The sequence below is a fragment of the Nostoc sp. genome (assembly GCF_036916975.1).
In the GTDB taxonomy this organism is placed as follows: Bacteria; Cyanobacteriota; Cyanobacteriia; order Cyanobacteriales; family Nostocaceae; genus Nostoc.
The window spans coordinates 179,504-205,380 of the sequence record NZ_JBALFF010000010.1 but is presented as its reverse complement, the minus strand read 5'-3'; the positions used below and the strand labels follow the sequence as shown (position 1 = coordinate 205,380).

At 39.9% G+C, this 25,877-nt stretch carries 23 protein-coding genes and 6 pseudogenes; 9 read left to right on the top strand and 20 right to left on the bottom strand.

The genetic code is table 11. From position 1 onward, the window contains the following. Positions 1–526: 526 nt before the first annotated feature. The 10 genes and pseudogenes from V7K73_RS02775 to V7K73_RS02730 form a co-directional block, all read right to left on the bottom strand. The gene (locus tag V7K73_RS02775) at positions 527–1,273 is read right to left on the bottom strand and encodes a creatininase family protein (RefSeq protein WP_334876880.1); all 747 of its coding nucleotides are present in this window, start codon (positions 1,271–1,273) and stop codon (positions 527–529) included. Between the two features lie 532 nt (positions 1,274–1,805). Further along, a pseudogene (locus V7K73_RS02770) lies at positions 1,806–2,080 on the bottom strand (cupin domain-containing protein). Between the two features lie 22 nt (positions 2,081–2,102). Next, positions 2,103–2,462 (bottom strand): Mo-dependent nitrogenase C-terminal domain-containing protein, encoded by a 360-nt coding sequence (locus V7K73_RS02765; RefSeq protein ID WP_334876879.1) that lies wholly within the window; start codon positions 2,460–2,462, stop codon positions 2,103–2,105. Positions 2,463–3,258: 796 nt separating this feature from the next. Then, positions 3,259–3,468, bottom strand: a complete 210-nt coding sequence (locus tag V7K73_RS02760; protein ID WP_442936725.1) for a YARHG domain-containing protein — start codon at positions 3,466–3,468, stop codon at positions 3,259–3,261. Between the two features lie 37 nt (positions 3,469–3,505). Continuing rightward, a complete protein-coding gene (locus V7K73_RS02755) occupies positions 3,506–4,060 on the bottom strand; it encodes a GIY-YIG nuclease family protein (protein WP_334876877.1) in 555 nt (184 codons plus the stop codon). A gap of 311 nt (positions 4,061–4,371) precedes the next feature. Then, positions 4,372–4,701: a hypothetical protein gene (locus V7K73_RS02750; protein ID WP_334876875.1), complete on the bottom strand. Its 330-nt coding sequence runs from the start codon at positions 4,699–4,701 to the stop codon at positions 4,372–4,374. Positions 4,702–5,264: 563 nt separating this feature from the next. Beyond that, positions 5,265–6,620: a hypothetical protein gene (locus tag V7K73_RS02745; protein ID WP_334876911.1), complete on the bottom strand. Its 1,356-nt coding sequence runs from the start codon at positions 6,618–6,620 to the stop codon at positions 5,265–5,267. A gap of 361 nt (positions 6,621–6,981) precedes the next feature. Next, a complete protein-coding gene (locus tag V7K73_RS02740) occupies positions 6,982–7,899 on the bottom strand; it encodes a hypothetical protein (RefSeq protein ID WP_334876873.1) in 918 nt (305 codons plus the stop codon). A gap of 533 nt (positions 7,900–8,432) precedes the next feature. Then, positions 8,433–10,688, bottom strand: coding sequence for a pentapeptide repeat-containing protein (locus V7K73_RS02735; RefSeq protein ID WP_334876871.1), 2,256 nt, complete (start codon positions 10,686–10,688; stop codon positions 8,433–8,435). 9 nt (positions 10,689–10,697) lie between these two features. Next, the gene (locus tag V7K73_RS02730; protein ID WP_334876869.1) at positions 10,698–11,702 is read right to left on the bottom strand and encodes a zinc-dependent alcohol dehydrogenase family protein; all 1,005 of its coding nucleotides are present in this window, start codon (positions 11,700–11,702) and stop codon (positions 10,698–10,700) included. 382 nt (positions 11,703–12,084) lie between these two features. Here V7K73_RS02730 and V7K73_RS02725 point away from each other — a divergent pair, with 382 nt between their 5' ends. Together V7K73_RS02725 and V7K73_RS02720 are read left to right on the top strand one after the other, a co-directional pair. Next, on the top strand, positions 12,085–12,663 hold the full coding sequence (locus V7K73_RS02725; protein WP_334876867.1) for a hypothetical protein: 579 nt from the start codon (positions 12,085–12,087) through the stop codon (positions 12,661–12,663). A gap of 3 nt (positions 12,664–12,666) precedes the next feature. Next, positions 12,667–13,650 carry a hypothetical protein gene (locus tag V7K73_RS02720; RefSeq protein WP_334876865.1) on the top strand — a complete coding sequence of 328 codons (984 nt, stop codon included), beginning with the start codon at positions 12,667–12,669 and terminating at the stop codon, positions 13,648–13,650. A 418-nt stretch (positions 13,651–14,068) separates the two neighbouring features. Here V7K73_RS02720 and arsS read toward each other — a convergent pair whose 3' ends face one another. From arsS to V7K73_RS02695, 5 genes and pseudogenes are all read right to left on the bottom strand, one after another. Then, positions 14,069–15,058 carry an arsenosugar biosynthesis radical SAM (seleno)protein ArsS gene (arsS, locus tag V7K73_RS02715; protein WP_334876863.1) on the bottom strand — a complete coding sequence of 330 codons (990 nt, stop codon included), beginning with the start codon at positions 15,056–15,058 and terminating at the stop codon, positions 14,069–14,071. A gap of 37 nt (positions 15,059–15,095) precedes the next feature. Beyond that, a pseudogene (locus V7K73_RS02710) lies at positions 15,096–16,067 on the bottom strand (inorganic phosphate transporter). Positions 16,068–16,082: 15 nt separating this feature from the next. Next, a complete protein-coding gene (arsM, locus tag V7K73_RS02705) occupies positions 16,083–17,051 on the bottom strand; it encodes an arsenosugar biosynthesis arsenite methyltransferase ArsM (protein WP_334876861.1) in 969 nt (322 codons plus the stop codon). 215 nt (positions 17,052–17,266) lie between these two features. Beyond that, positions 17,267–17,950 carry a response regulator transcription factor gene (locus tag V7K73_RS02700; RefSeq protein WP_334876859.1) on the bottom strand — a complete coding sequence of 228 codons (684 nt, stop codon included), beginning with the start codon at positions 17,948–17,950 and terminating at the stop codon, positions 17,267–17,269. A gap of 201 nt (positions 17,951–18,151) precedes the next feature. Beyond that, a complete protein-coding gene (locus tag V7K73_RS02695) occupies positions 18,152–18,439 on the bottom strand; it encodes a Mo-dependent nitrogenase C-terminal domain-containing protein (RefSeq protein ID WP_334876857.1) in 288 nt (95 codons plus the stop codon). A gap of 415 nt (positions 18,440–18,854) precedes the next feature. Between V7K73_RS02695 and V7K73_RS02690 the strand changes: the two are divergent. Further along, positions 18,855–19,297, top strand: a pseudogene (locus V7K73_RS02690) (class I SAM-dependent methyltransferase); the annotation flags it as partial. An 81-nt stretch (positions 19,298–19,378) separates the two neighbouring features. Here V7K73_RS02690 and V7K73_RS02685 read toward each other — a convergent pair. Together V7K73_RS02685 and V7K73_RS02680 are read right to left on the bottom strand one after the other, a co-directional pair. Then, positions 19,379–19,936, bottom strand: a pseudogene (locus tag V7K73_RS02685) (RNA-guided endonuclease InsQ/TnpB family protein); the annotation flags it as partial. A gap of 21 nt (positions 19,937–19,957) precedes the next feature. Then, a complete protein-coding gene (locus V7K73_RS02680; protein WP_334876855.1) occupies positions 19,958–20,455 on the bottom strand; it encodes an RNA-guided endonuclease InsQ/TnpB family protein in 498 nt (165 codons plus the stop codon). A gap of 56 nt (positions 20,456–20,511) precedes the next feature. Between V7K73_RS02680 and V7K73_RS02675 the strand changes: the two genes are divergently transcribed. Together V7K73_RS02675 and V7K73_RS02670 are read left to right on the top strand one after the other, a co-directional pair. Beyond that, positions 20,512–20,673 (top strand): hypothetical protein, encoded by a 162-nt coding sequence (locus V7K73_RS02675; protein ID WP_334876853.1) that lies wholly within the window; start codon positions 20,512–20,514, stop codon positions 20,671–20,673. A gap of 69 nt (positions 20,674–20,742) precedes the next feature. Further along, positions 20,743–20,895, top strand: a pseudogene (locus V7K73_RS02670) (SAM-dependent methyltransferase); the annotation flags it as partial. A gap of 75 nt (positions 20,896–20,970) precedes the next feature. Here V7K73_RS02670 and V7K73_RS02665 read toward each other — a convergent pair. After that, positions 20,971–21,483 (bottom strand): GNAT family N-acetyltransferase, encoded by a 513-nt coding sequence (locus V7K73_RS02665; protein ID WP_334876851.1) that lies wholly within the window; start codon positions 21,481–21,483, stop codon positions 20,971–20,973. A 298-nt stretch (positions 21,484–21,781) separates the two neighbouring features. On the opposite strand from V7K73_RS02665, the gene V7K73_RS02660 reads away from it, so the two are divergent. Both V7K73_RS02660 and V7K73_RS02655 read left to right on the top strand, forming a co-directional pair. Next, on the top strand, positions 21,782–21,976 hold the full coding sequence (locus V7K73_RS02660; RefSeq protein ID WP_334876849.1) for a hypothetical protein: 195 nt from the start codon (positions 21,782–21,784) through the stop codon (positions 21,974–21,976). 120 nt (positions 21,977–22,096) lie between these two features. Continuing rightward, positions 22,097–22,322 (top strand): annotated as a pseudogene (locus V7K73_RS02655) (hypothetical protein); the annotation flags it as partial. 136 nt (positions 22,323–22,458) lie between these two features. Here the strand turns inward: V7K73_RS02655 and ilvN are convergent. Then, positions 22,459–22,977: an acetolactate synthase small subunit gene (gene ilvN / locus V7K73_RS02650; RefSeq protein ID WP_109010042.1), complete on the bottom strand. Its 519-nt coding sequence runs from the start codon at positions 22,975–22,977 to the stop codon at positions 22,459–22,461. Between the two features lie 317 nt (positions 22,978–23,294). On the opposite strand from ilvN, the gene V7K73_RS02645 reads away from it, so the two are divergent. Continuing rightward, positions 23,295–23,654 (top strand): phospholipid-binding protein, encoded by a 360-nt coding sequence (locus V7K73_RS02645; RefSeq protein ID WP_334876847.1) that lies wholly within the window; start codon positions 23,295–23,297, stop codon positions 23,652–23,654. 20 nt (positions 23,655–23,674) lie between these two features. Here V7K73_RS02645 and V7K73_RS02640 read toward each other — a convergent pair whose 3' ends face one another. Further along, positions 23,675–24,628 carry an alpha/beta fold hydrolase gene (locus V7K73_RS02640; RefSeq protein WP_334876845.1) on the bottom strand — a complete coding sequence of 318 codons (954 nt, stop codon included), beginning with the start codon at positions 24,626–24,628 and terminating at the stop codon, positions 23,675–23,677. Between the two features lie 482 nt (positions 24,629–25,110). On the opposite strand from V7K73_RS02640, the gene infC reads away from it, so the two are divergent. Then, positions 25,111–25,644 carry a translation initiation factor IF-3 gene (gene infC / locus V7K73_RS02635; RefSeq protein ID WP_334876843.1) on the top strand — a complete coding sequence of 178 codons (534 nt, stop codon included), beginning with the start codon at positions 25,111–25,113 and terminating at the stop codon, positions 25,642–25,644. Positions 25,645–25,877: the final 233 nt, after the last annotated feature.

Below are 25,877 nucleotides of genomic sequence, written 5' to 3'. Positions count from 1 at the left end.
GACCTCATAACTTGAACATCCGAGCAAAAAGCTTGAAACTTCCCCTTCTGAACTCGAAATTTCGACCTCATAACTTGAACATCCGAGCAAAAAGCCTGAAACTTCCCCTTCTGAACTCGAAATTTCGACCTCATAACTTGAACATCCGAGCAAAAAGCCTGAAAATAAAGGTAATCCTTGAGCTAAAGTTGATAAATTAGATTCCGCAGACAGTGTTTGCGAAATTTCAGTATCTAAATTAGACCTCTTGCATAAATCACAAATAGGAACCCCACCCCGCCAAAGCTACGCTTTGTCTCCCCTCGCCGATGCTTTGGGGAGGGGATTAAGGGGTGGGGTGTTAGGGCATTTTGCAAGATATCTATTAATTTACCAGACGGTGCCTGGGCAATTTGCCATTCTAGATAAAAACGCCGCATCTGTTCTAGATTCGTTTTTGAAAAACCCTTATTGAATAACTATTCTCAAAATATTTTATGCAGAGACGCAATTTTACTCGCATCTCCACAATCTCTTTCCATGACTTTTACTGGGCGTTCACAAATTCCAAATAACCACTACTAAGTTCTTTCACCGCCAAGTCATAAAATTGTTTACCATGTTCAGGCGTTGCTAAAGCCGGATTTGATCCCATACGTCCATCTGGATAACGCACTCGAAAGTCAGCAGCGCTATAAATCCGATGTCCGCTTGCAACTTCTGGTGAAAGATATGCTTGCTTAATTGCATCTGGATAAACATACTGGGTGAGGGCTACTTCACTTGGCGTTGCATGAGAACCTTCTTGATCCCCATATAGTTCTTTCGCTAGCTTATATACAGAACCGCACATAAACCAGTTTGCAACTTGACATTGCACATATTGAGCATTCTGAATCTGCAAATCTTCTAAATGCGCGTAAGTTTCGGAAAAAGCCGCTTTCAGGGTAGCGATATTACCACCATGTCCGTTAATAAAGTAGAACTTGCTAAAACCAGCTTTGGCTAAACAAGTTACATAATCTCGCACTACTTGAATTAAAGTGCTAGGGCGCAGACTGATTGAGCCAGGAAAAGCAGTATGATGTAGTGCCATGCCCACATTGATTGTAGGGCCAACGATCGCGCTCGTTGCATCACCTACACCAGCTGCGATCGCTTCTGCACAAATGGCATCAGTACCAATTAACCCCGTTGGCCCATGTTGTTCTGTGGAACCAATAGGGAAAATAATCCCCTTTGACTGCTGTAAATAAGCTTCGACTTCTTGCCAAGTACTTAAATGCAGTAACATTTTTGATGATTTTCCTCAATAAAATGGCGGTGGGACGAAACCTTTACCTGCTAAACTCCCACTAACCTGATTATGAACTCTCTAGATTTTCTGTGCTGGCGAGAAGCTATAGCGGTTCCCATTCAGATGCGGTACAACAATCGCCAGGTGTAGGGGCATGGCACTGCCTGGCCCCTACCGATGTACCTCACATAAACCACAACCGCTATATGATAAATTTCAATAATAAGTAGAACGACTACTCAAAATAGTCGGGGATCTATGGCATTCACATTTTTAGTTATCAGCCACCAACCTCGCAAAAACTTTCTGCATTTCGAGGGAATGAGACTATTTATTTCTATGAATATTGTTTAGGGGATCAAGTCGCAACAAGTTTCGACAGATATGGATATGAGCAATTTATCGATTCTGCCACTTTATCCTGCGACAATCGCTGCCAACCCCCTTATAGTAAAAATCGAAATTGAATTATGAGATGTGGGTATTGTGGATCATCAACAAGATAATGGGGATCAATCTTCTCTGTTGACTAATCAAAGTAATAATGTTTTTATCACGTCTTTTGTAATTTCCCAAGTGCAAGACATACCAGCAGGAAAAGTCACTAAATCGCCTTCACCCATTTGCACTGGCTGTCCACCATCAGGAGTAACAACAACATCACCTTCCAAAAAGTAGCAAGTTTCTTGAGAATCATAAGTCCAAGGGAATTTGGAAACTTCCTTTTGGCAAATTCCCCATTTATAGACACCCAATTCATTGAGGCGTTCAAGTCTTAGGTTGATGCTCAATTTTAATTTCCATATTGTGTTTTATCTAGTTATCTTCAGCAGTAGGATTGAATATCCTCTCCACACTGATCTACTAAATAACACAAAGCGCGAAAACGCAAGTAGACAAGTTCGTTATAAAGGGGATTCAGCTTGCACATTGGCGGAATATGCCCTATTTTGCGACCAAAAAGCATCACATCGCGCTCGAATGGACACTGGGCAGGAATCACTTTAGCAATAAGTTTGGCTAATTTCCGATTCTGAATCTCAATTTTGTCCAGCCATTGACGTAATGGTTGCAGTAAATCTAATTTAGGTCTAGCAAATCGCTTTTTACGAGCTGTTTGATTCTTTTCTTCTAAAGGGCTAACAAAAACAGGCAGAAAAATACGCTGATTAAGTGTTTTAAGCATAGTCGTAGGCAAGGTTTTCCTTGTGTAGATGAACTATTTGCTGATTGGGAATATTAACATGTAATCTGTTAACCAATTTGCATTATGCTTGTAAATTCGGAAGGAAAAGAAGCACAAGGCAAATAATTTACATGCATCTTTGGGGGGAAATTGTTTAACTAATTGTTATTTAAGCCCACCAAATCAGGAAGAACTGTCCCGTTAAATACAAAATAACAAAGAAAATATAAAAATGGCATTTCTTTAACTTATCGATTGCTAATCTTAGAGATAGCAATTTTATATATTAAATATAAATGCCTGGTTCTCAAACTGGCTAGTATCTAAAGATGGACTTTTGTAAAGATAAAACAGTTTAGCTCTGACTCCATATAGACTTCGCTAGAATAAGCGTCTAATATCTAGCGATTTTATGCTATTAAATCTCTAGTAATCTGTCTACTATGTTACACTAGCCAACCTAGATATTATCTAATAAGTAGCAAGAAATCCTTTGATAATTCCAAGCTAATATACTTAGAACTTATACCATTTACAAGAATATTTTGCAATAAATGCATCGCGTGTAACGACGTACAGCAGTATGCCCCTAGCAATATAGCGCTTCTCACTTGGGCGTAATACAGTCTGAACCTCACCCCAGATTTGAGGCGTGCAAATACTCCCCTCTCCGTGAGTTCGGAGAAGGGTTGGGGGTGAGGTTTAAAAAAAAGTTTATGCAAAGGAAAACAGTTATATATATCAGATATTTTGTGAAAGCCTTTAATTACCAAAAAATGGTATAATCACAAAAATATTATTTCTGAAAATATCTCAACCCGTAACGATCTTGATATTTGCTGATATACTCTAGATTCTGTTGCTCTAATTTTGACAGCAATTTAGGTGGAAATGCTTTCGGTGAATATATAGGGCGACACGAAGGTTGCTTATTAAAGTAATCTTGTAATTCAGGAGTATTAAAAAAGGAATTATTTTTATCTAACTCACAGAAATTAGTTACTATGTAGTAAATAGTTCGATTGTTTTCCCGAAAACCAGCTTCATTTCAAATCGAGTAAACCTTCTTCTTTCAATTTCGGATTGAAGCGAATTTGCATTTGCAAACCACGCACTTCTAATAATTGCGTTGAAATTTCTGCTTCTACTCTCCGCGCCACATTTTTAAGAATTTTTATTTGTGCTAATTCATCATTAGCTGGATTTTGATAATTTACCTGTTCTTCAGGTGTCATTACGACTTTGACATCAATGGGATGAGTCCATTTTTCTTTTTGATCCCCATTCCCATTTCCCCAAGGGACACTGCCATTTTCAGCAATCCAAGCATTTTCGGTATTTTCTAAAATTGTGCGACTAGGGCGTTCAATAGTTTGAACTTTAACCCAATAGCATTGCTGTGGCTGACGGACTAAATGCTGTTTGAGGCTGAGGTAAACATCACGGGAGTATCCTACAAATTGCAGCACTTTTTCTTGATTAAAAATAGCATATACCCCGATTTTACCCTGAAATTGTTCGGGTAATTGGCCGCGATCGTCAATGTAAGGAATGTATTCCAGGGCTGTCAAAGAGGAAAGATTCGTTTCAAGAGCCATACATCAAATATTAAACTTACTATTTGTCTATTCTCAGGTGCATGAAGTACATCATATCAAAACCTCACCCCAACCCCTCTCCGATGCTTTGGAGAGGGAAGATAAACCACAGCTTTATCGGGTGAGGTTAAGCGATAGCTCATTATATTGAGAATTGCTAATTAGGTAGGCAAGATAAAACCAAACTATATAACGAAAAGTAAAATCTCTGTATTTGGCTCGTAGTTGCGCTTTAGCGCTAAAGCGCAACTACAAGCCAGTGATGATTATTTGCGCCCACTTACTTAATTAGGGGAAAACTATCTTAAAAATTACCCCTTATCCACTTTTTGGTAAATTGCACAAAGGCGACTGGGTTTAAAAATCTTAGCACTAAACATGAAATTTGGTGGTACGTTGATAATGGCATATTCATCAGATTCATGATATTTTTCAAATTCTGCTGGCATTCCTTTAGTGGTAGTTAAGCTGTAAGGAACTGGTTGGAAAAGTAATTCTGTAAATTTAACTTGCTCACAGTGCAACTGTTGACAAATTTGATTTAAGAAAGCAACGCTTGTTAATAAATTAAATAAAGTTTCTTGAGCTTGTGCTTCAAGAGTGAAACTGCTATCAAAATTATGGACGATTTTAAGGGACATTTTCTGTATAGGTAGCTATTAACGACTAAGTGATGCTAGAAGATGGCAACAATCCAAAAGTGCTGGACAACGAAGCCTGCCTTTTCGTGCAGATGAGCTTTGTGAAAAATTACCACCTTAAGATCAGCCTATTGGATTGTGTGACTTCTGTCAGCCACACGAGTAAGCTGGCATGATTAAGAATCGTGAAGTTTAGCAGATTTTCAGGGATAGGTGATTTTTCTTTAATGCTGTGCTGACAAACTTCAGATATTGTACTTACAAACATTAATATTAAATTTATATAGCGGTTCCTATTCAGATGCGGTAGAAGATTATATCGCCAGGTGTAAGGGCATGGCAGTGCCATGCCCCTACCGATGTACCTCACATAAACGAGAACCGCTATAACGACTTCCAAATAAAAAATATTCAATTATTTATTGTGGGGTAGACAGAACTAACCCATGTAGCTACCCGATGCGCTAAATGTCAGCATTTTGAGATAAAAATTAGTATTATTACCGAAAATTAGTAGTATACTGCGTTGCGATCGCAATAAGCTTAAAAGGATTGAATTTACGTTAACAGTGTTGTTGTTTTTTGAAAAGTGACAACAGCAAACACATAAGTCCCATTACTACCAACGACACTGAAGAAGCAGATTCTGGGACAGGCTGAGGGTTTTGCACAGGCTGATAATTGATGAAACTTCCTTGAATTGGGCTTAGTGATGCCAAAAGTTGCTGAATATCGTTAGATATATTAGTGTCATTACCAACACTTTTAGAAGAGATGAGGCGGTTAAAAGTTTGGCTACTTGATGCATCAAAATCTCCTGTTAACCCAAGAAAATTTTTGCCTATTTTACCTATAACAGAGTCAATCAGATTGTTAGCATCAGTCTTGATCCCTTGTGAGGATAAATTTAAACTGCTGATATTATTGACGTTTCCAATCTTTGTGTTGTCAGTATTCGCTAACCAATTGCCATTACCAATAATTTGATTTCCATTGGTAAAAACCCAGTTACCATTACCAATAATTGTGTTATCTGTACCGAAATCCCAATTGCCGTTTCCAATGGTTGCGTTGTCACTGCCGAAGTGCCAATTACCATTACCTAATGTTGCATTATTACTTCCGTCGTCCCAATACCAATTGCCGTTACCAAGGGTTGTGTTATTCTTTGCAAATAGCCAGTTGCCATTACCGATAGTTGCGTTGTCATTATTAAAGTTCCAGTTCCCATTGCCAATGGTTGCGCTGTTACTGCCATAATTCGAGTTAAAATTACCAATAGTTGCGTTCTTACTACCAAGGTTCTTGTTACCATTACCAACTGGTGCGTTGCTCTTATTAAAGGTTTTGCTACCAGGATTAGATGTATTAGGAGCGTTGCTAAAGGGTATATTATTACCAAGGACTTCTTTCAACGGATCGAAAGGCGATTGTTGAAGCAAACTTCCAGCACCTGCGCTCGCATTCCCACTACCTGCAAACGGGTTATTACCCCCACTTGGAATGGCATTACCACTGCCTGCAAATGGGTTACTACCCCCACTTGGAATGGCATTACCACTGCCTGCAAATGGGTTAGTAGCCCCACCTGGAATCGGATAACCACTGCTTGCAAAAGGGTTACTACCTCCTGCCAATGTGTTGTCAATACCTTTGAAAAAGTTATCACCTAAAATTAACTTTAATCGAGCAAATATTAATTGCTGAAGCCCACTGCCAGCATCGCCTGCAAACGGATTAATACCACCACCTGGAATGGGATTGTTACCGTTACCTAATAACAGATTGCTACCACCCTTCAAGAGGCTGGCTTCAGCAGACAAACTGCCATTGGCAGCAAAGGGACTAACGCTGTTAGAACCACCTGCACTTAAGGGATTAACTCCACCATTAAGGGGATTGACAGCAGACGCTTCCATTGGCACTAATTCTCCTTTTTTTAGTTAAAAAGTTATCGGGTCTTCAGTATTTCTTATACCAATTATGAATTTGCTAAACTCAAAATCTCTCTACAATAAAGGCTTTGATAATCTTACCCTCAAACTAACAGAAAACATTGCCTAAATCTTTACCTATAAATAGTTCTAGGGCGTAAAATAGCAAACTAGTACAATAAGGCAGAAGTCACATAACCGATAATACACGTTTTTCAGCTTTATCAAATGGTATGTTTATTTTCGCCAAACTGTACTAGCATACTATGTACTGAAGAACTCATTATTGTTCCGCTCTATTTATTATCTGCTGATTTTTGCAACGATTCTATTAAGCAAACGGGATTTATTGACCGCCAAATGATGGGATTCCTCCACCACTACCACCAAATGATGGGATTCCTCCACCACTACCGCCAAATGATGGAATTCCTCCACCACTACCACCAAACGAGGGAATTTCTCCACCACTACCACCAAATGATGGGATTCCTCCACCACTACCACCAAATGATGGGATTCCTCCACCACTACCACCAAATGATGGGGTTTTTCCACCACCCAGTTTCTTGTCAACCTTTGAGTCAACTAGCTTGTCAATAGTAACCCTCAAATCGAACCCGTTCGGTATTTCACTTGTGCTAATACCATAGGTCTTGCTACCAGCACCAGTCAAAGGGTCGCTACCACTTGCGGATGGCTTACCACCACTTGCGAATGGGTTACTACTGCCACCAGCACCAGTCAAAGGGTCGCTGCCACTACTTTGCTTACCACCACCTACGGATGGGTTACTACCGCCTGCGAATGGGTTACCACCACCTACGGATGGCTTACCACCGCCTGCGAATGGGTTACTACTGCCACCAGCACCAGTCAAAGGGTCGCTGCCACTACTTTGCTTACCACCACCTGCGAATGGGTTACCACCGCCTGTGGATGAGTTACCACCACCTGCGGATGGCTTACCACCAACTGCGGATGGGTTTACACCGCCTGCAAAGATATTCCAGAAGTTGTCGCCAGCAAAAGGATTACCACCATAGGCTAAATCAGGCTTACTGCCACCGCCAGCACCACCAGCAGCAGCACCGCCACCAAATGGGCTTTTGCCACCTTCTCCCTTACCAACACCACTGAATATATTGCTGAGGTCTTTATCACTAAGAACTTCTGTCAAGCGACCGAAGGGTGATTGTCCAAGCGGATTGTTCCCACTAGTAGAGGGGTTACCGCTACCACTCTTACTTGAATTTTCTGCCATTAGAATTAATCCTCTTATTGTTTTGATAAAAATCTTGCTAGCATTGCAACATAAAATAGACAAAAATTAAGTCTATTTTGTGGCTTTCTTGTTGTCTTTTTGTTAGCAAAGCTAGTTAGTAGCTATTAGATTATTTGGTTATCTTTGTTAAGTCGAGATAATCGATTTTTAATCAATGCTACTTACAATTACAATTTATATGATTTAATTTTGAAGGACAATGAAAAATATTTTGATATATTTATCAAACTTGTAGATATTTTTAGAGAATGGTTTAAAAAAATAAACTTATATTTTGTATAAAAAAATTAAATTGAGATTAAATATTATATTGCAATGAACAATCTTTTGATAAATTTGCTAAATTTTTAGATATTTAATTAATTTGCGTTTAATCGGCGTTCTATCACTTTTATCCGACGTAATACCGCAAGGCTGATAACAATAAATAGCACGGTTTCTGGCACTCTGCAATACGTTGCATCATATTAGCACCACTACAAAGTGCAGCGAAAAAAGTTTCAGTGCAGAGATTACTTCAAATAAATCAGCAAATTCAATCCCGGAATTGTGCGAGAAAGTGTCCATAAAACGAGAGTGATGTAAATTAAACCCAAACTCCATTGATACCAAGCGAGCGCAGAGATGATCCCAGGTAGGTGTTCGTCTCGCAGGCGAATGTCGTTAAATCCTAATTTCACTAGGTTGTTGAGACTAAAATCATAGTAGTTGAGCCAGTTCCAACGGCGATCGCCCAACAGAGGCATATATCGTTCCCGAAATGTCTGATTCCTTGGTATGACTGGCAAACGTCCAATCAATAATCGTAGCTGGCGGAATGTCCCGTCTTCTGTGAAGTAAGAAACATCCATTAAATCATGATAACGACCTTGTTGGTAAAGTCGGATCAATAAAACCATTGGGATGGGGACAATAATTATTAAAAGACACCCCAATGTTAGCCAAGGTTGTTGAGCATTACGAAAGATGGCTAATAAGCTTAAGAATTCTAAAACGCTAAAACTGATTAATATCGAAATGGTTTCGTAGGATGTGGGAATAATTGGTACAGGATGTAGCCGACGATAGCGATCCACTAACCAAAAGAGTAAACCGAAATAAGCGATCGCAACTCCTCCCACGCCAAACACTAACCAAAAATTCGTACCATAGCCACTCAACAACAGCAGTACACTCAACCCCAACCAACTCCAAGCTTGCAGTAACCACCCAATGATAGAAAGGGGTTCACCAACAATTAAGCGATGTCTAGCGACAAGGCGTTGCACATCTACACTCAGTTGTGTGTACTTTTCTAAATCGATATCTGCTAAGGTGAGTAACTCACTGCTGTTACGAAACGATTTTATCAGACGACGCTGGGCGATCGCTTCGGCTTGAGTTGCAGAAAAACCCAAGTTCATCAAACTTGCAACAGTTGCACTATTAATATTTGTAGCCGTCAAACGGCGACTCATTTCTATTAATCGCAGTTGTTGTTTTGTGTATTCCAGTTCATTAGCATCGGCAACTTGTTGTTGCTGACGAAAATTTTGTCCCAAATTCCGCAAAATGTTCTCATTACCTTGCAATGTAGGGATGCAGAACATCTTACCAATCTGACCCGGATTACCTAAAATTTTTGCTTGGTTAGAGTTAAAAGTTAAACCAGGTACGCTTAAACAAGCTTCTGTAGAAAACCTCGCATCACTAAAATCTGCTTGGTTAAGGATGCTCGCACCTTGCAAATTTACCGATTGATTAAACTCCACTTCTCGAAATGTAACAGCTTGGTCAAAAGTCGCTTCTGTTAAAAAGAGGGACTGATTAAAATTTGCTTTAGTAAACTGGGCTTGATTTGCAAAGTGGACATCAGAAAAATCAGCATTATCTCGCCACTGACCACTATTGAATTTAGCCAACTGCTTAAAATCTGCTTGGTTGAAGTTGGTATTTTTTTCAAAGATACTGCCTTGAAAATCAGCAAGTTCTTGAAATTGAGTTTGTTTAAAATTAGCTTTATCAAAAAAAATACTGCCTTGAAAATTACTTAGTTGCTTGAATTTAGCACCGCTAAAGTTGACAGGACGAGCAAATCTGGTTTCAACCCAATTAGTGGATTGCAGAAAAGTTGCACCTTGGGCATCCACAGACTGAAGAAAGAATGTATTAGAGAACTTCATTTCGCCATTGAAACGAGTTTGCATTAGTGTTAAGACACCACGAAAGACGGCGATTTCACTGGATGGAGTTGATTGTGTTCCCAAAAGCGATCGGCAATCTTTCGAGTTTGTGAGTGACTCCAGACAAATGAGGCGCAAACGTTCTAATTCTTGTTGTTCGGTGGCGGTGAAAATCGAAGCAATGGCTTGGGCGTATAAGGGGGTTCTTAAACCCAAATCACTGCCCACAAAATCTCCTAAAATTAAGGTATAGCTGAGGTCTAAACCCAGAGGTTTTGCACCTAGTCCTTTTCGCATGAGTTGGTAAAAAGCATCACGAAAGCTAGCATTTTCTGGACGCAAATCAATCACCATCTTCTGCAAATCCACCGTCAAATTGCCTTCGCGGAGTGTCGGTGTGCGGAGACGTTCTTGTAATAATTCTAGGGTTAAGGGTGTGCGTTCTGGTTGCGTTTGTGCTGCCCAAGTTGGTAGGGGGAAAAAGAGGAGAATTGATAAAACGCAAAGGAACGCTAAGGAAAGCGCAGAGGGGCGCAGAGAAAACCCTTTGCGTACCTTTGCGTTTAACCTCTGCGTACCTTTGCGTTTAAAAAATAAATTATGCAAATTGTTCGATCAATCGTCGCTAATGAGTAGAACAATTTTACCTGTCACAGAACCGCTTTCAATTAGTTGGTGTGCCTTGGCTGCTTCTTTTAAAGGAAATTTGTGGCTAACATGGATTTTTAATTTGCTTTCATCGATCCAGGTGGCACATTGTTCGAGAATTTCTGCCTGGTGTTGGAGGCTTTCTTCTAATCCTAGCAACGCTGGTGTGAGCATTAATTCTAAACCAATGCGGAGATTGCGTTGTCTAGCAGTTTTCCAAACAGTATTGGCATCTGGTTCGAGAATTGTCACAATATCACCATATACTCGCACTGCGGGGAAGGTTTTGTAAAAGGTTTCGCCGCCTACGGTATCAAAAGCCAAGTCTACGCCTTCGCCGTTTGTCCAATCTAATGCTGCTTGTACAAAGTCTGTTTGTTTGTAAAAAATTACATGATCGGCACCTAGTTGTTTGACAAAATCAGCTTTTTCTTCAGAACCCACTGTGGTGGAGACAGTAGCACCTTTGAGTTTCGCCAATTGAATTGCTACATGCCCTACACCACCAGCACCCGCATGAATCAAAACCCGTTCTCCAGGTTCCAATCGTCCCCGTTCGTATAAAGCTTCCCAGGCGGTGATTAAGACTAAAGGTGCTGCTGCGGCTTCGGCAAAGGAGATAGACGCGGGTTTACGTGCCACAAACCGCTCATCCACAACGGTATATTCAGCGTAATTACCTTGGTGTGCGCCCAAGCCACCATAGCAAAAATATACTTCGTCGCCTGAGTGAAAACGCTGAACATTAGCACCCACCGCTTCGACGATACCAGCACCATCACATCCTAAAATTGTCGGCGTGCGATCGGGGTAGAAACTGCCTCGGCTACGAAGTTTAGTGTCAATGGGGTTAATACCAGCCGCCACCAAACGCACTAAAAGTTCAGTATTCCGTGGAACCGCAGGGTTTGGCACTTCTTGTACTTGCAGAACTTCGGGACTGCCAGATGCTGTCATCAAGACTGCTTTCACAACTCTTTCCTCCTGGCTTTAGATGCACGTTCTTATGCAACTTTAGCGCAAGAGGGTGGACACAAAGTTATGTTTGAGGGAAAACTGCGATCGCATCTACACTATTGTATTGTGTAGTTGGAAATTTGAAGAGTGAAGAGAGAGTGCTTGTCGCCAGACATTGCGCTTTTGATTAGTAAATTATACAAGGGTCGATTACTTTTGGTAATGTTATTTGTATCCCCAAGATTAGTAATTTGGGGAATTCTGCATACTTACTCGTTGGTGAACTGACGCAATGTAAGAAATACTATTTAATTTAAAGTATTATATGTTACTTTGTTAAGATATTTATTTTCACCAAAGGAGTCTAAGTAAAATTGTTTAAGAGTAAGAGGAATTTATGACTAAACTCTCCATAGAGCAAATGCTTTACTTGCTTTACACAGTTGCCTACTCAGATAAGGGTACGGTAACTCAAGGTACTGTCAAAGAGCATTTGTCTAAAGAACTCAAAAGAAATACTGATGATATATATAACACTCTGTACCAGCAAAATTTCCTAGAATCTCCCAAGAGAAGGCGCATTTCAGTCACAGAAGAGGGCAGGAAAGCGCTTGTCGCTAATCTACAAACTACAGACTACGAATTCGACTCTTCAAAAGGACAAAAAGTTCTAAACACTCTTCTGCATTGCCTTAAGCTGACATCGTTGAAAGACTATGTTTCTTCTGTGACTATAGAAGATATGGACTTTGACACATTCGTAGAAAAGTTTAAAGAACTATATTTTGCAGAAAGAAAACAACAAGAATTGCGTGGAGTAGTTGCTATTCGTAGTCAAGATATTTGCCAAAAGTTTAGTGAAAAAAATAGTATTTCTCAATCAAAGTTGGAGAATTACTTTAATAAACTAAAATCGACTGGCAAGGTTTTTGCTGTTACCGAAAAAGATGAAGAACTGATTCAGTGGGTAGAATAATAAATGGCAGAAGATGCAGGAAAGAAAAGGTTTATCAAAGATTTTCTTAAAGATGTTCAATCAGGTACTGGATTCATTGACGATATTAGAGTTGAACGCGTTGTTAGACCTCCAGCTTCAGATGGTGAAGGGTCTACAGCTAAAAGTCTTTCTGGACGAAAAATATCTAGCATAACCGAGTTACTTGGGGATGATCTCACGCATACCTTTGATGAGGGCTACTTCACATTTAGATTTGTCGCTGCTGTAGTTGGTAGTGGTAAGACTTCATTACTAACTTACTTGCAACAGTTAACTGAAACTAAACCCACATATGAAAATCACTCTGTAGTAGTTAAGTTTCTACTTTCTGATATACCAAGAGGTGGTAGTCATAGCTTTATGGATAAACTATACTGCCACATTCTAGCTGATACCTTCTATCAGTTACTACATAATGTAAATTTATCAGTGTCTATTAGAATTTTAACTGAACGCATTCTGAGCGATTATTTAAATAATCTTGAAGTCGCTCAACTTAAAGCATTAACAAAGTTGCAACCATTTCGTAGTAAGTTTAAAAATTATATTACAACCAATACTGTAGATGGATTTGAACAATTTTTCTTTTATATTATTTCTGAAATATCATCTGTAGATCCGAAATTTAGTTTTGTCTACCTTACAGATGAGTTAGATGCTTTAGAAAGATTTCCTGATGAAATTCAAGAAACAAGATTACTATTTAAAGAATTGATTAGAAGAGCATTTACAGACTTCAAGTCAAAAATACGTTTATTGATATATTTAGTGGGAACATCCAATAATGTAGATAGCTTCATTGCTGGTGATTCTGTTATTCAAAGCCTTGTAAATAACTTAGTTATTAATTTACACAAGGGTTATAGCAATGAATTTGCTCAGATTAAAGTCAAGATTGACGAGCGTATTCAAGGAGCTTACAAAGGGTACAAGTATTTTGAGCAAGCATGGCATATATTCAATTAGAAAGTCTGGCATCTGATCTAAAATTTACCGATGCAGTGAGAAAAAAACTTCAGGAAAAATTGAATAAAGGGGAGATTTGCTTTTGAAAAGAGTGATAATTCTTTAGAAGGGGTAGAAAGATGCGATCGCACTTAATCTCACAGTACGATTGCCCCAAGTATATCATTCCTAAAAAGGAAAAAACCGCAAAACATAATGTTTCACGGCTTTCAGTGTGGTGTGAGGAGTTTGACTATATATCATCATAAATTAGCTGCCCAACAACAACACACTCGTAACAATTTTGGTAACAGACTTTTTTTTGCGATGACACTCTCAGGTATACGCTGTAGGGGCAATTCATGAATTGCCCCTACCTTTGCCCCTACGTTAAAATAAGGGTTTTGGCTATTGTTTGGGTAAGCCCTGTTATTTGTCTTTAAAGCAAAGCACCACTACAACTAGAACCACACCCAGCAGTACAACCATAGCAATAAGCAGCAGTTTGTATCTCACTAATTAGGTCTAAACTGTCAGCTTCTAAGAGTTTGCTCACTGTCAAAGTTTCACCGTTGCGATTTTTCGCAGGTAAATTCATCATTTGGTTAAAGTCGCAATCATATACATTTCCTAGATAGTCAATTGAAAGTTCATCGCGGCACATCAAATGCTCAACTGTGCCAGGATTAAAATGTGACTCTAAAAACTGCAAATAGCTGGTGTACAGTTTTGTCCGTTCTAAATGCATTTTAGTTCTACCAACTGGTAGGTTGGTAATGGTGAAGAGGTTGCTAAACACAATATTAAAATGTTCTTGTAAGAACATTTTATAATCTCGTTCTAGGTTAGTCTGTTCGGGAGCTAAGGAAAATTTTTTATCCGTGGGTAACTGGGGATTAAATACCAAGTCCAAAATTAAATTTGGCTCTTTACCATAGCCAAGTTTGTTAAGCCACTGCAAAGCTTTGACTGAACTATCAAAAACACCAGCACCGCGCATTTTATCAACATTATCTGCTAGGTAGCAGGGTAGAGAAGCTACAACTCTTATTTGGTGTTGAGCAAAATATTCTGGTAAATCAGCAAATCCATCTTCAAAATAAATGGTCAAATTAGACCGGACAATCACCTGCTTACCAGTTGCTCTTGCTGCTTCTACCAATGGCTTAAATCCATAATTCATTTCTGGTGCGCCACCAGTCAAATCGACAATTTTAATTTCGGGAAATTTATAGATTAACGAAATCAATTGTTCGCAAACTTCAAAAGAAAGTTCTTCGGTACGTTTTGGGCCAGCTTCGACATGACAGTGTGTACAGGCAAGGTTACAACGCTTACCTAGATTAATTTGTAAAACACTAATTCCCTTTTTTGTCAAAGGAGAATTGAGTTTGTTTTTAAATGGTGTAACTTTTGATTGAGTTTGCATTAGTTACTAATCCTTAAATATGGCACAAAAAATATATTCAATTAATTTTATAACCTTGCAATAATCTGTAGGTTATTGCACTAATAATAGCAGCAGTTGGTAAGGTTAAAATCCACGATAATAATATCTGATAAAAAACACGCATATTGGCTTTTTTGGCAGTTAATCCTACTCCGAAAATAGAACCAACTGAAACATGTGTGGTGGAAACCGGAAGCCCAAATCGACTAGCTGCAATTACCAGAATTCCAGTTACTATATTTGCTGATAAGCCTTGAGTATGATTCAATGAGGTAATCTTTTAACTCATGGTTACTGCAACTTTTTGGGAGTTGAGTAAACCGCCAAGTGCCATTGCGATCGCAATCGTAATCATTCCCCCCTGAATTGAAAAATACTCAATAACTAAAATAAGTGATAAAATCTTGGGAGTATCATTTAATCCTCTAGCAAAACTGACAATTCCAGCACTGATAAAATGGCAAGCATCAATCATTTTTTGATTGACTGGTAGGTTCCATTTTGAAATGATATAGTTACATAAACTGTAAATTACTGCCCCAAAAAAAATAGCAATAATTGGACTGAGTAATAGAGGCAAAATAAAAGAAGTTCCCAAAGCTGCAAAATTAACTTGAAGTCCGATCGCAACTAATCCAGCGCCAACCAACGCACCTGTTAAACTGTGAGTTGTGGAAATGGGAAACCCCATAAGGGTGGCTATCAGTACAGTTAAACCAGCAGCAAGAGCAACCGCTAGATGAAACTCTGGGGAATTAGCGATCGCATCAGGTACTAGTCCTTTTCCAGAGAAGTTTGTAATTAGTCTATTTGCCCAGAAAGTTGCAGCAACAGCACCAGCTAAGGTTGTCAAAGTTGCCCACAAAATTGCTGTTTGATAGCTGCTAGTTCGGCTACCAAACAACGTTGCTACCCCTTTAAAGTTGTCATTTGCACCATTGGAATATGCTAAAAAAAGCGTGGCGATAAATAGACTAATTAACAACATTTTGGGGTTTATAAATTAACAGCAACCACCGCCGCTATAATGCCAGGTTGAATTCGTGACAATTATTTCTTCTGGCTTGATAGTCGCAAGTTTAGCAGCAGTTTTATCACACACTGCTGCGGGAATTCCACGCTGGAGTAGATGACCTGCTGAATCATCGAAAAAGGGTTCCAAACCAGCATAAACTGCTGTTTTTCCTGTAAAGATACAAGCACCATCTTCGGGAATAGCAACTTTAAACGAAACGGAATCCAGACTTTCTAAAAGTAGATGTTCGTCTAAATTATAACTGTGGGAATCTAGTAGACGGTAAGGACGACGGGCGCGAATTTCAACTTGACCAAAACCAGCATTCGTAATCCGTTCAGTATACTCTTGATATGTGAGTGCGCCTGATAAACACATGGCTCTGAGTCGTTCATCTTGTTGAAGATGGGCTGGAATTTGACTAGTAGCAATTGGATCGCTCATCTGCAAACGTCCGCCAGGTTTTAATACCCGATAGGCTTCTTTTAAAGCACGGGTTAAATCTTCTGGTTCAAAAATATTGAAAAGGCAATTTTGCGCCACGATATCGACGCGCAGATCAGCAACGGGTAAGTTAAAAGCATCGCCTTCGCGGATTTCTACAAAACTGGTATCAAACCACGGGTTTTCTTGAGCAGCAATTTCTAGATTGCGTGCAGCAGCTTCACGCATCGCCCCAACAGGTTCAACGGCAATAACAGCACCTGCATAACGGGAAAAATAAGCGAATTGCAACGCTTCTAAGCCACCGCCAACACCGACATATAGCACAGTAGGTTGGTTTCCTAGTTCGGTGGGGTGAACGGTGGTGCCACAACCATAGTTCATTTCCTGCATTGGCAAAGGAATTTTCAACCCTGGTAGTTGCAGGGGTGTACTTTGCACACAACAAAGTCCAACTTGCGGGGTTTCGGCAACTTCACGGTAAAATTGCGCTGCTGTTTCTAGATAAGTCATGCAGTTTTAGATTTTAGATGATGACAGCTTTGTGCATCCTAATATAATTAACTCTGAGTTGGATGAGTTATTGCTCAGATTGCCAAAAACCCCAAATTTTCCATCATAGGAAGATTTGGGGTTTTACCGTTATTTAACACTGGAAGGGGAATAAGAAGGTAGGGGGAGATGAGGGAGGGAGGGACAAGGATTAATAACCATTCCCCATCCCAAATTTAATCATGCAATGTGTAGCCGACACCACTCACAGTTTGAATGAGGCACTTTTCGTTATTGGCTTCAAGTTTCAGACGTAGATAGCCCATCTGAAGTTCGATGATGTTGGCATCGCCGATGAAGCCGTAACCCCCGTAACCCCAGACATCCTCTAAAATGCGATCGCAGGTAATTACCTGTCGCGGATGGGCTAGTAAATATTCTAGTAAATCAAATTCCTTAGCAGTTAACTCAATTAACCTCTGATCTCGGTACACTTGACGCGTGCGACGATTTAAAGTCAGGTCTTTAAATTCTAAAACATCTGCTTTGTATACTTGCTGGCTTCTTCGCAGGTGAGCGCCAACTCTGGCTAATAATTCATCAACGCTGAAGGGTTTAACGAGGTAATCATCAGCACCAGTGTCTAAGCCTACAATGCGATCGCTCACTTCATCTTTGACGGTTAATAAGATTATCGGCACTTTCTCAGCAATACTTCGCAAACGGTGGCAAATTTCCAACCCCGATAAACCAGGCAACATCCAGTCTAAAATTACTAAATCTAGATGTAACTTACGTGCTGCGGTAAGTGCAGTTAATCCATCGTAAGCAATACTAACTTGATAGCCTTCATAATTCAATTCCAATTCGACAAATCGTGCCAGTTTGACTTCATCTTCAACCAGTAAGATGTGGGTCATGATGATGTTATTGATTTCAGCAGGGTACGGTAAGCAAAAATACGGTTTGGAAACACTGTCTTCGAGGTGTTAGCTACTTAAATAGCCAAGCCAAACATCTAAAGTTGGGTGTACGTTAGCTTAGTATAAACCTGAGTAAGTAACAACCGTAAATCTACAATTACCGATCGCTGCTCGATCAAATAACGATCCAACTGGCTATTAGCAATAGGCTGTGACATCTTCACCGCATTCATCGGCAAGATAACAGAGCGCTTTAAAACGCAAACCAACCACTTCGTCGTATAGGGGATTTAATTTACACATCGGAGGAATATGAAATAGCTTCCGGCTAAAGAGCTTGATGTCCCGCTCAAAGGGACACTGAGCAGGAATAGCTTTGCACAGTAAATGAGCCAATTTGGAGTTATGAATTTCTATCGTTTCCAACCACTGGCGGACTGGATGCAGTAGATCATTCTGTAACCGGGTTTGAATAAAGTTTGTCATAATTTTTCACCTTTATAATTTCAAACTAGATCAGTTGGTTGTATCAGAACCTCTATAAATACATACGGTTAGATTCTATAGTTTTATGCAATGATTGCTCGTTCTTTGGTTCTCTACAGATATTTAGCATCTGATGAGAACTTTAGATCCTCACCCACCGCGTTCGTTAGTCGCTCATGGGGGAAACCCCTCTGAGTGACTAACTCACTAAAAACCTTGAATTATTCACCCTGCTCTACTTAGAATGAGTCTCTAGGCGCACTGTTAACTACAGATTCAATTGCCAAAATTCCCGATGGTTTGCCAAGGTGAGCATACTAGATATTGCTGAACTGCAAAACTATAAACCAACTTATTGGAGGCGCAGCTACTTACCCTAAAAAAGCATTCAGCTTCAGGTAAACTGCGAAAACTAATGACTAATGATTTTTTTAGTAACAAAAAGTTCCTTTTTGACCAATGGGCATCAAGTTATGACTGGCTCTTTCCTTCAGTGTTTGAGCCGTTCACAAACGGTTGCTAGAGTCCGTCGATTTACCAGAGTCAGCAAATGTACTTGATATCGGCTGTGGTACTGGACGCTTACTTGAGCGCCTTGCTACTCAGTTTCCCGACCTGCAAGCGATCGGATTGGATTTATCTGCTAATATGTTGCGGGCAGCAAGACAGAACAACCGCCACCGTCCGCGCTTAATTTATATTGAGGGGAAAGCTGAGTCTCTTCCGTTTGCTGATGGTCAATTTGATGCTGTTTTCAGCACTATCAGCTTTTTGCACTATTTGGAACCTAAACAGGTGCTTAGTGAGATAGCACGGGTACTTTCTCCCGGTGGACGCTTTTACTTGGTTGATTTTACCTGCTATATAAAACCTAGACAAAACTAGACATTACTTTTTACTTCAACGGGAGCATGGGAGCGGTTATCCCTCAGTAAACTTTCAAGATTTAGCCAACCTTGATAAATTAATAGCTGCATTTAAATCCCGATCAAGTATGTGTTTACAGTTACCACAACTATAAACTCTTTCTTTTAGTGGCATATCCTGGATGTGTCCACAATTAGAACAAGTTTTACTTGATGGATAAAAACGATCAGCTACGATTATTTCTGATCCAAACTTCTTAGCTTTATAGTTTAGTTGTCTTCTAAACTCACCAAATCCACAATCTGAGATTACTTGAGATAACTTATGGTTTTTAACCATATTACTTACAGCCAAGTCTTCAATAACTACTTCCGCGTGGTTTTTGCAAAGGTAAGTAGTTATTTTATGAAGAGTGTCAATCCTTTGATCCGCTACTCTAGCATGATATTTTGCTAGTTTTAATTTGCACTTGTATTTGTTATTTGAACCATTAACTTTTCTGGAAAATTGTCTAGATAATCTTCTTAATTTCTCTAGATTAGTTTTGTAATGTTTAGGGTTAGTAAAAACTCTTCCAGTTGATAGGGTAGCAAGTTCTTTAACTCCTAAATCAACTCCTACAACTTCGTGAGTTTTAGCAGTTGATTTGTGTTATTGTTCATAAGCAAAAGCTATAAACCAACTATTAGCTGTTCTAGAGATAGTGATTGATTTACAAGCCGCATGAGGTAGTCCCTCATAAGTTTTAACCCAGCCTATAGTAGGTAACTTTATTGTTTTACCGCCTACAGGTATAGGTTTTCCACTAGCATCTATCGTAAAACTATCATGTTTACCTTTCTTTTTGAAGTTAGGGTATTTACCCAGACCTTTAAAAAATCTAGAAAAAGCATCCCCTAAGTTATCAAAAGCATATTGGGTAATCTTTTGACAAATACCTTTTTCTTTAATCCAAGTAAACTCAGGTTTTACATGGTTGTTAAAAAATTTTTTGAGTAAATATTTGTCAGGCTTTAGTTCATCTTTATAAAGCTCATTCGAAGTAGCTAAACCCCAGTTATAAATAAACCTGGCTATACCTGCGTGTTTACTCATTATTATCTGTTGTTGCTTACTTAGTTTTAACTTTGTTTTGATAGATAAAAGCATTTGACACGACATGAACAAATATGCTACACAGTTATTATATACGTATTTAATAAGTTATGTCAAATATGCCTAGAAAAAAAATTTATGATGAGGATAAGAATAAGACAACTTTAAGTTTGACTAAGACAGCTATTAAGTGGTTAGAGGAAAAACAGGTAGAGCTAGGGGCTAATAGTTTAAGTGATGCCCTTGAGAAAATGGCTAGAAAGAAAGAGTAGTTGTCTAGCTTTGTCGAGAATTGTCTAGGAGATTAACTCCTAGACAATAGCTCCAAAAAAGAGACAGAACCTCAATTATTGCCAGTCTCTCCCCTTGGAATTAGACTCTATAGCCCTAATCAACGTCAACTTCTTGGCTCCTTGGCTGGGTTATTGTGTTTGAATCACCACTATTTACTAGGGCCTGTGTTGCTAACAATTTTTGCTAAACCTCAGATTTGAAAATGGGGAATGGGCGAAAGTAAAGGGTTGGAAACATTTTGTATCAAGCCTTTTTCTGCGTATCTTAATTACGAATTACGAATTACCTTGATATTCCATGAACACCACAGGAACTCTAAACAGGCTTTTAGCTAATTGCGAGAATCTAAATTTCCCCTTGAGCGAAGACTTACCTCTTGTCTTGGGAATTTGTGGCAAGTCTTCAAAAGATATTGGCACAAAACCAAAGCGGCTGTAAAACTGCGCTAGTCGCTGACCTAAACATTCAAGATAAAGTGGTTGCGTTGCTGTATTAATCAAATGCTGGGTTAGCAAAGTACCCAAACCGCGACCTCTCCAAGCTGATGCAACGACCAAACTACCAAGTTCTTCTGCCCCTGAGAAATTACGTAGCTGTCCACAAGCTACCAGATTGGGTAGGCTTTGCCCGTTGTAGCCATCGGATTCAATTACCCAAAATTGCTGCCAATTTAATTGGGTTGGGTCGAGTTTCGCTGAAAACACCAGCAATCGAATCGACCACTTATCCGCAGAGGTTGCCTTGCGAAGTATACACCCAGATGGTAACGATAGATTGCTCTGATTCATTAATTACACAACGATTAGTTTGTATCACAATTAAGCTGTTCCACAAATAAACATTAGGTACGAAATGTAGGGGCAATTCATGAATTGCCCCTACAGGAAATCGGGGCTTTCACTGCATAGAAAGCGTTGTAAGGTTAAAGCACTCTACATTTCTAGATTTTTTTCAGCATACATGAGTAGTACTAAACAATACTTCCGATAGAGGTAGTAATCAGCCATAACTATATCTGGATAGATGCACTCACACTCCTAATCTTCTTAAGATAATACCAACAATAAAATTATTAGGAATGTGATAATGGCTGAACAACAAAAATCTGGTAGTCAAGAAACTACACCCGGTTCTTCTGGTAATTACGAAACCACTCTTGACGAAAGTCAGCGCAAAACTGGCGATAGTGAAAAGAGCGATGCTAAACCCACTGCTACACCAGAAGCACCAGGAGAAGATGGTGTAGCAGGTAGCCCCAATCAGGGAACTGAGTCACGTTAATTGGTTTTAAGTTTACTAAGTTGCAATGATCTACTTGGGTTTTTTCTAGTAACCCCGATTTACTCTTTGAGTGGATAGTTGTGGTTTATATCACGATTATCCACTCATTTTTGTTGTGTTGCTGCTGTCGATCCTGCTCGATTGTCAAAATGAGAATTTCACAATGCTGTATTAGCCATGAAAGAAGTTGTGCGCGCACAATATGGCTCAGATAGCGAGCGAGAAAGCTCAAGCAATTCGAAATCAAGAAAAATCAAATCGCAAGCATCCCAGTCGCAAAAATTCGGTTACGTTGCAAGTTAATCAACGTGAACCCTATACAAACGGATTTGATATTACTAGGTAAAACCTGTCCCTCTCCAAAGCATCAAAGAGGGATGTCCGATAGGACAGGGTGAGGTTTTTCTTTTGTTTTGCTAATTCGATGACTTGTGTGTACAGGGTAGACAAGCGAGGAAGGGGTGGGGTTCTTATATTTCCAACTAAACTTTTGCTTCCAAAGACTTGAGTAATTCGGTATTCACACCCGATTCACGAGTCAGGGCAATTTTGCCAGTGCGGGCGACTTCTCTCAAACCAAATTTTTGCAACACCTGCACGATCGCTACCATTTTACCTGGATCTCCCACAACTTCTAAAGTGAGAGAATCTTCCGCTACATCCACGACTCGCGCCCGAAAAATCTGAGACAGTTCGATCACTTCTGAACGATTGCTGGTACTAGCATTCACCTTCAAAAGCATCAATTCCCGCTCTACGCAAGGAGTTTCGGTAATATCCTGTACCTTAAGGACATTGACTAACTTGTATAGTTGCTTGGTGAGTTGCTCGATAACGCGATCGTCACCAGGTACAACCATCGTAATTCGAGAGACTCCTCCTTGTTCAGCAGGGCCAACAGCAAGGCTTTCAATATTAAAGCCGCGACGGGCGAATAAACCAGAAATGCGGGAAAGAACACCCGCCTCATCTTCTACCAGAACTGAAAGAGTATGTTTCATCTTCGCCAACAGAGGCTAGGGCAGGTTTAAAATAATGCAGATAATAGTACTGCTTTGTAGAATTCACTCATTCAAAATTGCTTGAGTGACAAACTATTGACATTTTGCCAAATGTGTGTATTTTTCTACTGATATGTACTACTGCACTAATAATTAGTGCGACCTTTTATTGTAAACTCATACTTGCACTCATTGCATTCTCTAGAGAGAAATTAGGTAGAAATCAAGCAATGCATCTATTTTGATTGGTAGATGCGGCATTTTTGTAAAGCTTTTACACTCAGGTTCAACAAGGCTGTAATAGGAGAAAAGTTTTTATGGGTTGGTTAAAAAGATTATTTGGAATGGAAAAACCTGAAAATGCCGAAGTAAATCCGGCTCCGCAGTCAATAGCGGCAGATGATAGTGGTAACGTTGAGACGCAATCAATACCCCCAGAACGTGTAGGATTAAGCGGCGAATATGACCAAAGTGGTTTAGCAAAGCGGGTAGCATTGGCATTTGATGAAGATCCCGCTCTCGATGACGTTGATACCCTTTGGGTTGCTCAAACGGGTAGCGTTGTGGTGTTGAAAGGTGAAGTTCCCAGTCAAGACGTTCTTGATAAGATGATTTCTGTAGCTACTGGTGTGGATGGGGCTACAGATGTTAATAGTGAGCAAGTCACGACTGGCTAGGTTGTTCAGGACAATAACATTTAGGGAGTAGGGAATGGTTGGCGATGCCTGCGGCGGGCTACGCCTACGCTAACCCACCTCCCAATCCAATCTAAAATAGCTTGGTTGACTTGTTCAGGGCATTCATCATGGGGACAATGGCCTACATTCTCTAAATTCAGCACTTCTAACTTCTCGTTGTATTGGCCGAATTGGCTAGCCAAGGCTGGAGGAACAAACCGATCCTTTTGTCCCCAAATTAACAACATCGGAATTGTTAAGGTTGGTAATACTGTCTTGACACTGGGGCTAAAGTTAATACCGAGCGTAGCTTTGAACAAAGCACTAAAAGCTCTCGCAGAACCTTTATCTTGGGGAGGCTCTGCTAAAATTTCTATGAGTTCATCGGTAATTGCTTCTGGGTTGGCGTAGGCGAGACTTGCCCAGCGACGCAGCACCCCAGGACGACGCACAAAGTTAAATACAGGTTTAAGAATCAACGGCGAAGCGACAATATTTTTAATTGCTCTGACAAGCGGTTGCAGCACAACCGGAATTGCTTCTTGTTCTAGTGAAGGGTCGGGTAAACTCATCATCACCATACCCAGCACCATATCGGGGTGAGTGGCGGCCGCAGCCATCGAAATCAGTGAACCGTTGGAATTACCTACCAAAATTACTGGTTCACCGATAAACGTTTTCCAAAAATCGTAAACCTGTTCAACCCAGAGTTCGATGCTGTAATTAGCTGCGGCTTTTTCAGAAGCGCCAAAACCTAGCATATCGATGGCGTAAACTGTGTGATGCTCACCCAACACTTCTAAATTATGTCGCCAATGACCAATAGAAGCGCCAAAGCCATGTAGCAATATCAGGGGTGTTGTTTTATGGTGATTTTGGCTAGGGCGAATGTAAGTGTAGCGAGTTTGCCAGCCGCGCCAAACCCAATCCCTTTGATTACCAACCCGTTCCTGCCAGTGTAGTGTAGTCGTCACAGTCTCCTTTAATTCATCAGCGTAGAAATACTATTATAAAACTTTGATTTTTCACCTTATGTGGAAAAACCAACACGAAACCTAACAAGAACAGCCCCTTTCCTACACGGGGATGAAAGTAAAGTTCAAATTACATTACTTTTGCTATATGTCCTGCATCTGTGAGCTTGGTATTCTGGAGATATGATGTTGCTCCGTGCGATCGCCTACGGTGGGCGGTTATGCGATCGCAAAAAGTATTGCTAAATAATTGTAATAATATTTAACATAAGTCTAGGTTGTGTAATTTAGATTAACTATTGCAAAGAAATTTTCAGAGACTTAGTAGAATGGCAAATACAAGGACGCAACTCTTTTATGGATTAGTTATTCTAGAACTGTAGACTATGTTTTCAGTCCTGAGTTATTTTTGTATTTTGCCTCTGAGGCATACCAATTTAAAACCACACCAGATCCTTCATTAAGAGCTCCCACAAATCATAATGCCTGTGATTGAGAAGAAAAGAACTCGCGATCTGCCCCAAATTAACGAACGAATTCGCTACCCGAAGATTCGGGTAATTGATACTGATGGTGCCCAACTGGGAATTATGCTCCCACAGGAAGCACTACAACTAGCAGAAGAGAAAGAGTTAGATTTGGTGCTAATAAGTGACAAAGCTGACCCGCCAGTTTGTCGGATTATAGACTACGGAAAATACAAGTTTGAGCAGGAGAAAAAGGCGCGGGAAGCCCGGAAAAAGCAGCACACGGCTGATGTGAAAGAAGTTAAGATGCGTTACAAAATAGAAGAACACGACTACAACGTGCGTGTCAAGCAAGCAGAGCGCTTTTTGAAAGATGGCGATAAAGTTAAAGCTACTGTCATGTTCCGGGGTCGAGAAATTCAACACAGCGACCTAGCAGAAGATTTGCTCAAGCGAATGGCAACGGATTTGGAGCCTTATGGGGAGCTGCAACAAGCACCTAAAAAAGAAGGGCGAAACATGATGATGCTCATCTCGCCGAAAAAATAATCCTCTAACTCTATTAATAGACCAAGTTTGAAAATCCCCTGCCTTTTAGCCAGGGGATTTTTTGATGTTTTGTTTCCATGCAACATACGCCCAAAACTCTGAGGTTGTATAAATTTATCTAAAATCGATAATCCTGAAGCCTAAGTGGGAAACATAATACTCAGTTGCTTAGGACTTTTGCTATTTCCAGGAGATGAGGGAGACAAAGAAGTATTTTCTTCCCCTGCTCCCCC

What these genes read in the sequence shown, in the direction of transcription:
- V7K73_RS02775 (WP_334876880.1), bottom strand. Translation starts at nt 1,273, where the DNA reads ATGTTACTGCATTTAAGTACTTGGCAAGAAGTCGAAGCTTATTTACAG.
- V7K73_RS02765 (WP_334876879.1), bottom strand. Translation starts at nt 2,462, where the DNA reads ATGCTTAAAACACTTAATCAGCGTATTTTTCTGCCTGTTTTTGTTAGC.
- V7K73_RS02755 (WP_334876877.1), bottom strand. Translation starts at nt 4,060, where the DNA reads ATGGCTCTTGAAACGAATCTTTCCTCTTTGACAGCCCTGGAATACATT.
- V7K73_RS02750 (WP_334876875.1), bottom strand. Translation starts at nt 4,701, where the DNA reads ATGTCCCTTAAAATCGTCCATAATTTTGATAGCAGTTTCACTCTTGAA.
- V7K73_RS02745 (WP_334876911.1), bottom strand. Translation starts at nt 6,620, where the DNA reads ATGGAAGCGTCTGCTGTCAATCCCCTTAATGGTGGAGTTAATCCCTTA.
- V7K73_RS02740 (WP_334876873.1), bottom strand. Translation starts at nt 7,899, where the DNA reads ATGGCAGAAAATTCAAGTAAGAGTGGTAGCGGTAACCCCTCTACTAGT.
- V7K73_RS02725 (WP_334876867.1), top strand. Translation starts at nt 12,085, where the DNA reads ATGACTAAACTCTCCATAGAGCAAATGCTTTACTTGCTTTACACAGTT.
- V7K73_RS02720 (WP_334876865.1), top strand. Translation starts at nt 12,667, where the DNA reads ATGGCAGAAGATGCAGGAAAGAAAAGGTTTATCAAAGATTTTCTTAAA.
- arsS (WP_334876863.1), bottom strand. Translation starts at nt 15,058, where the DNA reads ATGCAAACTCAATCAAAAGTTACACCATTTAAAAACAAACTCAATTCT.
- arsM (WP_334876861.1), bottom strand. Translation starts at nt 17,051, where the DNA reads ATGACTTATCTAGAAACAGCAGCGCAATTTTACCGTGAAGTTGCCGAA.
- V7K73_RS02700 (WP_334876859.1), bottom strand. Translation starts at nt 17,950, where the DNA reads ATGACCCACATCTTACTGGTTGAAGATGAAGTCAAACTGGCACGATTT.
- V7K73_RS02695 (WP_334876857.1), bottom strand. Translation starts at nt 18,439, where the DNA reads ATGACAAACTTTATTCAAACCCGGTTACAGAATGATCTACTGCATCCA.
- V7K73_RS02680 (WP_334876855.1), bottom strand. Translation starts at nt 20,455, where the DNA reads ATGCTTTTATCTATCAAAACAAAGTTAAAACTAAGTAAGCAACAACAG.
- V7K73_RS02675 (WP_334876853.1), top strand. Translation starts at nt 20,512, where the DNA reads ATGTCAAATATGCCTAGAAAAAAAATTTATGATGAGGATAAGAATAAG.
- V7K73_RS02665 (WP_334876851.1), bottom strand. Translation starts at nt 21,483, where the DNA reads ATGAATCAGAGCAATCTATCGTTACCATCTGGGTGTATACTTCGCAAG.
- V7K73_RS02660 (WP_334876849.1), top strand. Translation starts at nt 21,782, where the DNA reads ATGGCTGAACAACAAAAATCTGGTAGTCAAGAAACTACACCCGGTTCT.
- ilvN (WP_109010042.1), bottom strand. Translation starts at nt 22,977, where the DNA reads ATGAAACATACTCTTTCAGTTCTGGTAGAAGATGAGGCGGGTGTTCTT.
- V7K73_RS02645 (WP_334876847.1), top strand. Translation starts at nt 23,295, where the DNA reads ATGGGTTGGTTAAAAAGATTATTTGGAATGGAAAAACCTGAAAATGCC.
- infC (WP_334876843.1), top strand. Translation starts at nt 25,111, where the DNA reads ATGCCTGTGATTGAGAAGAAAAGAACTCGCGATCTGCCCCAAATTAAC.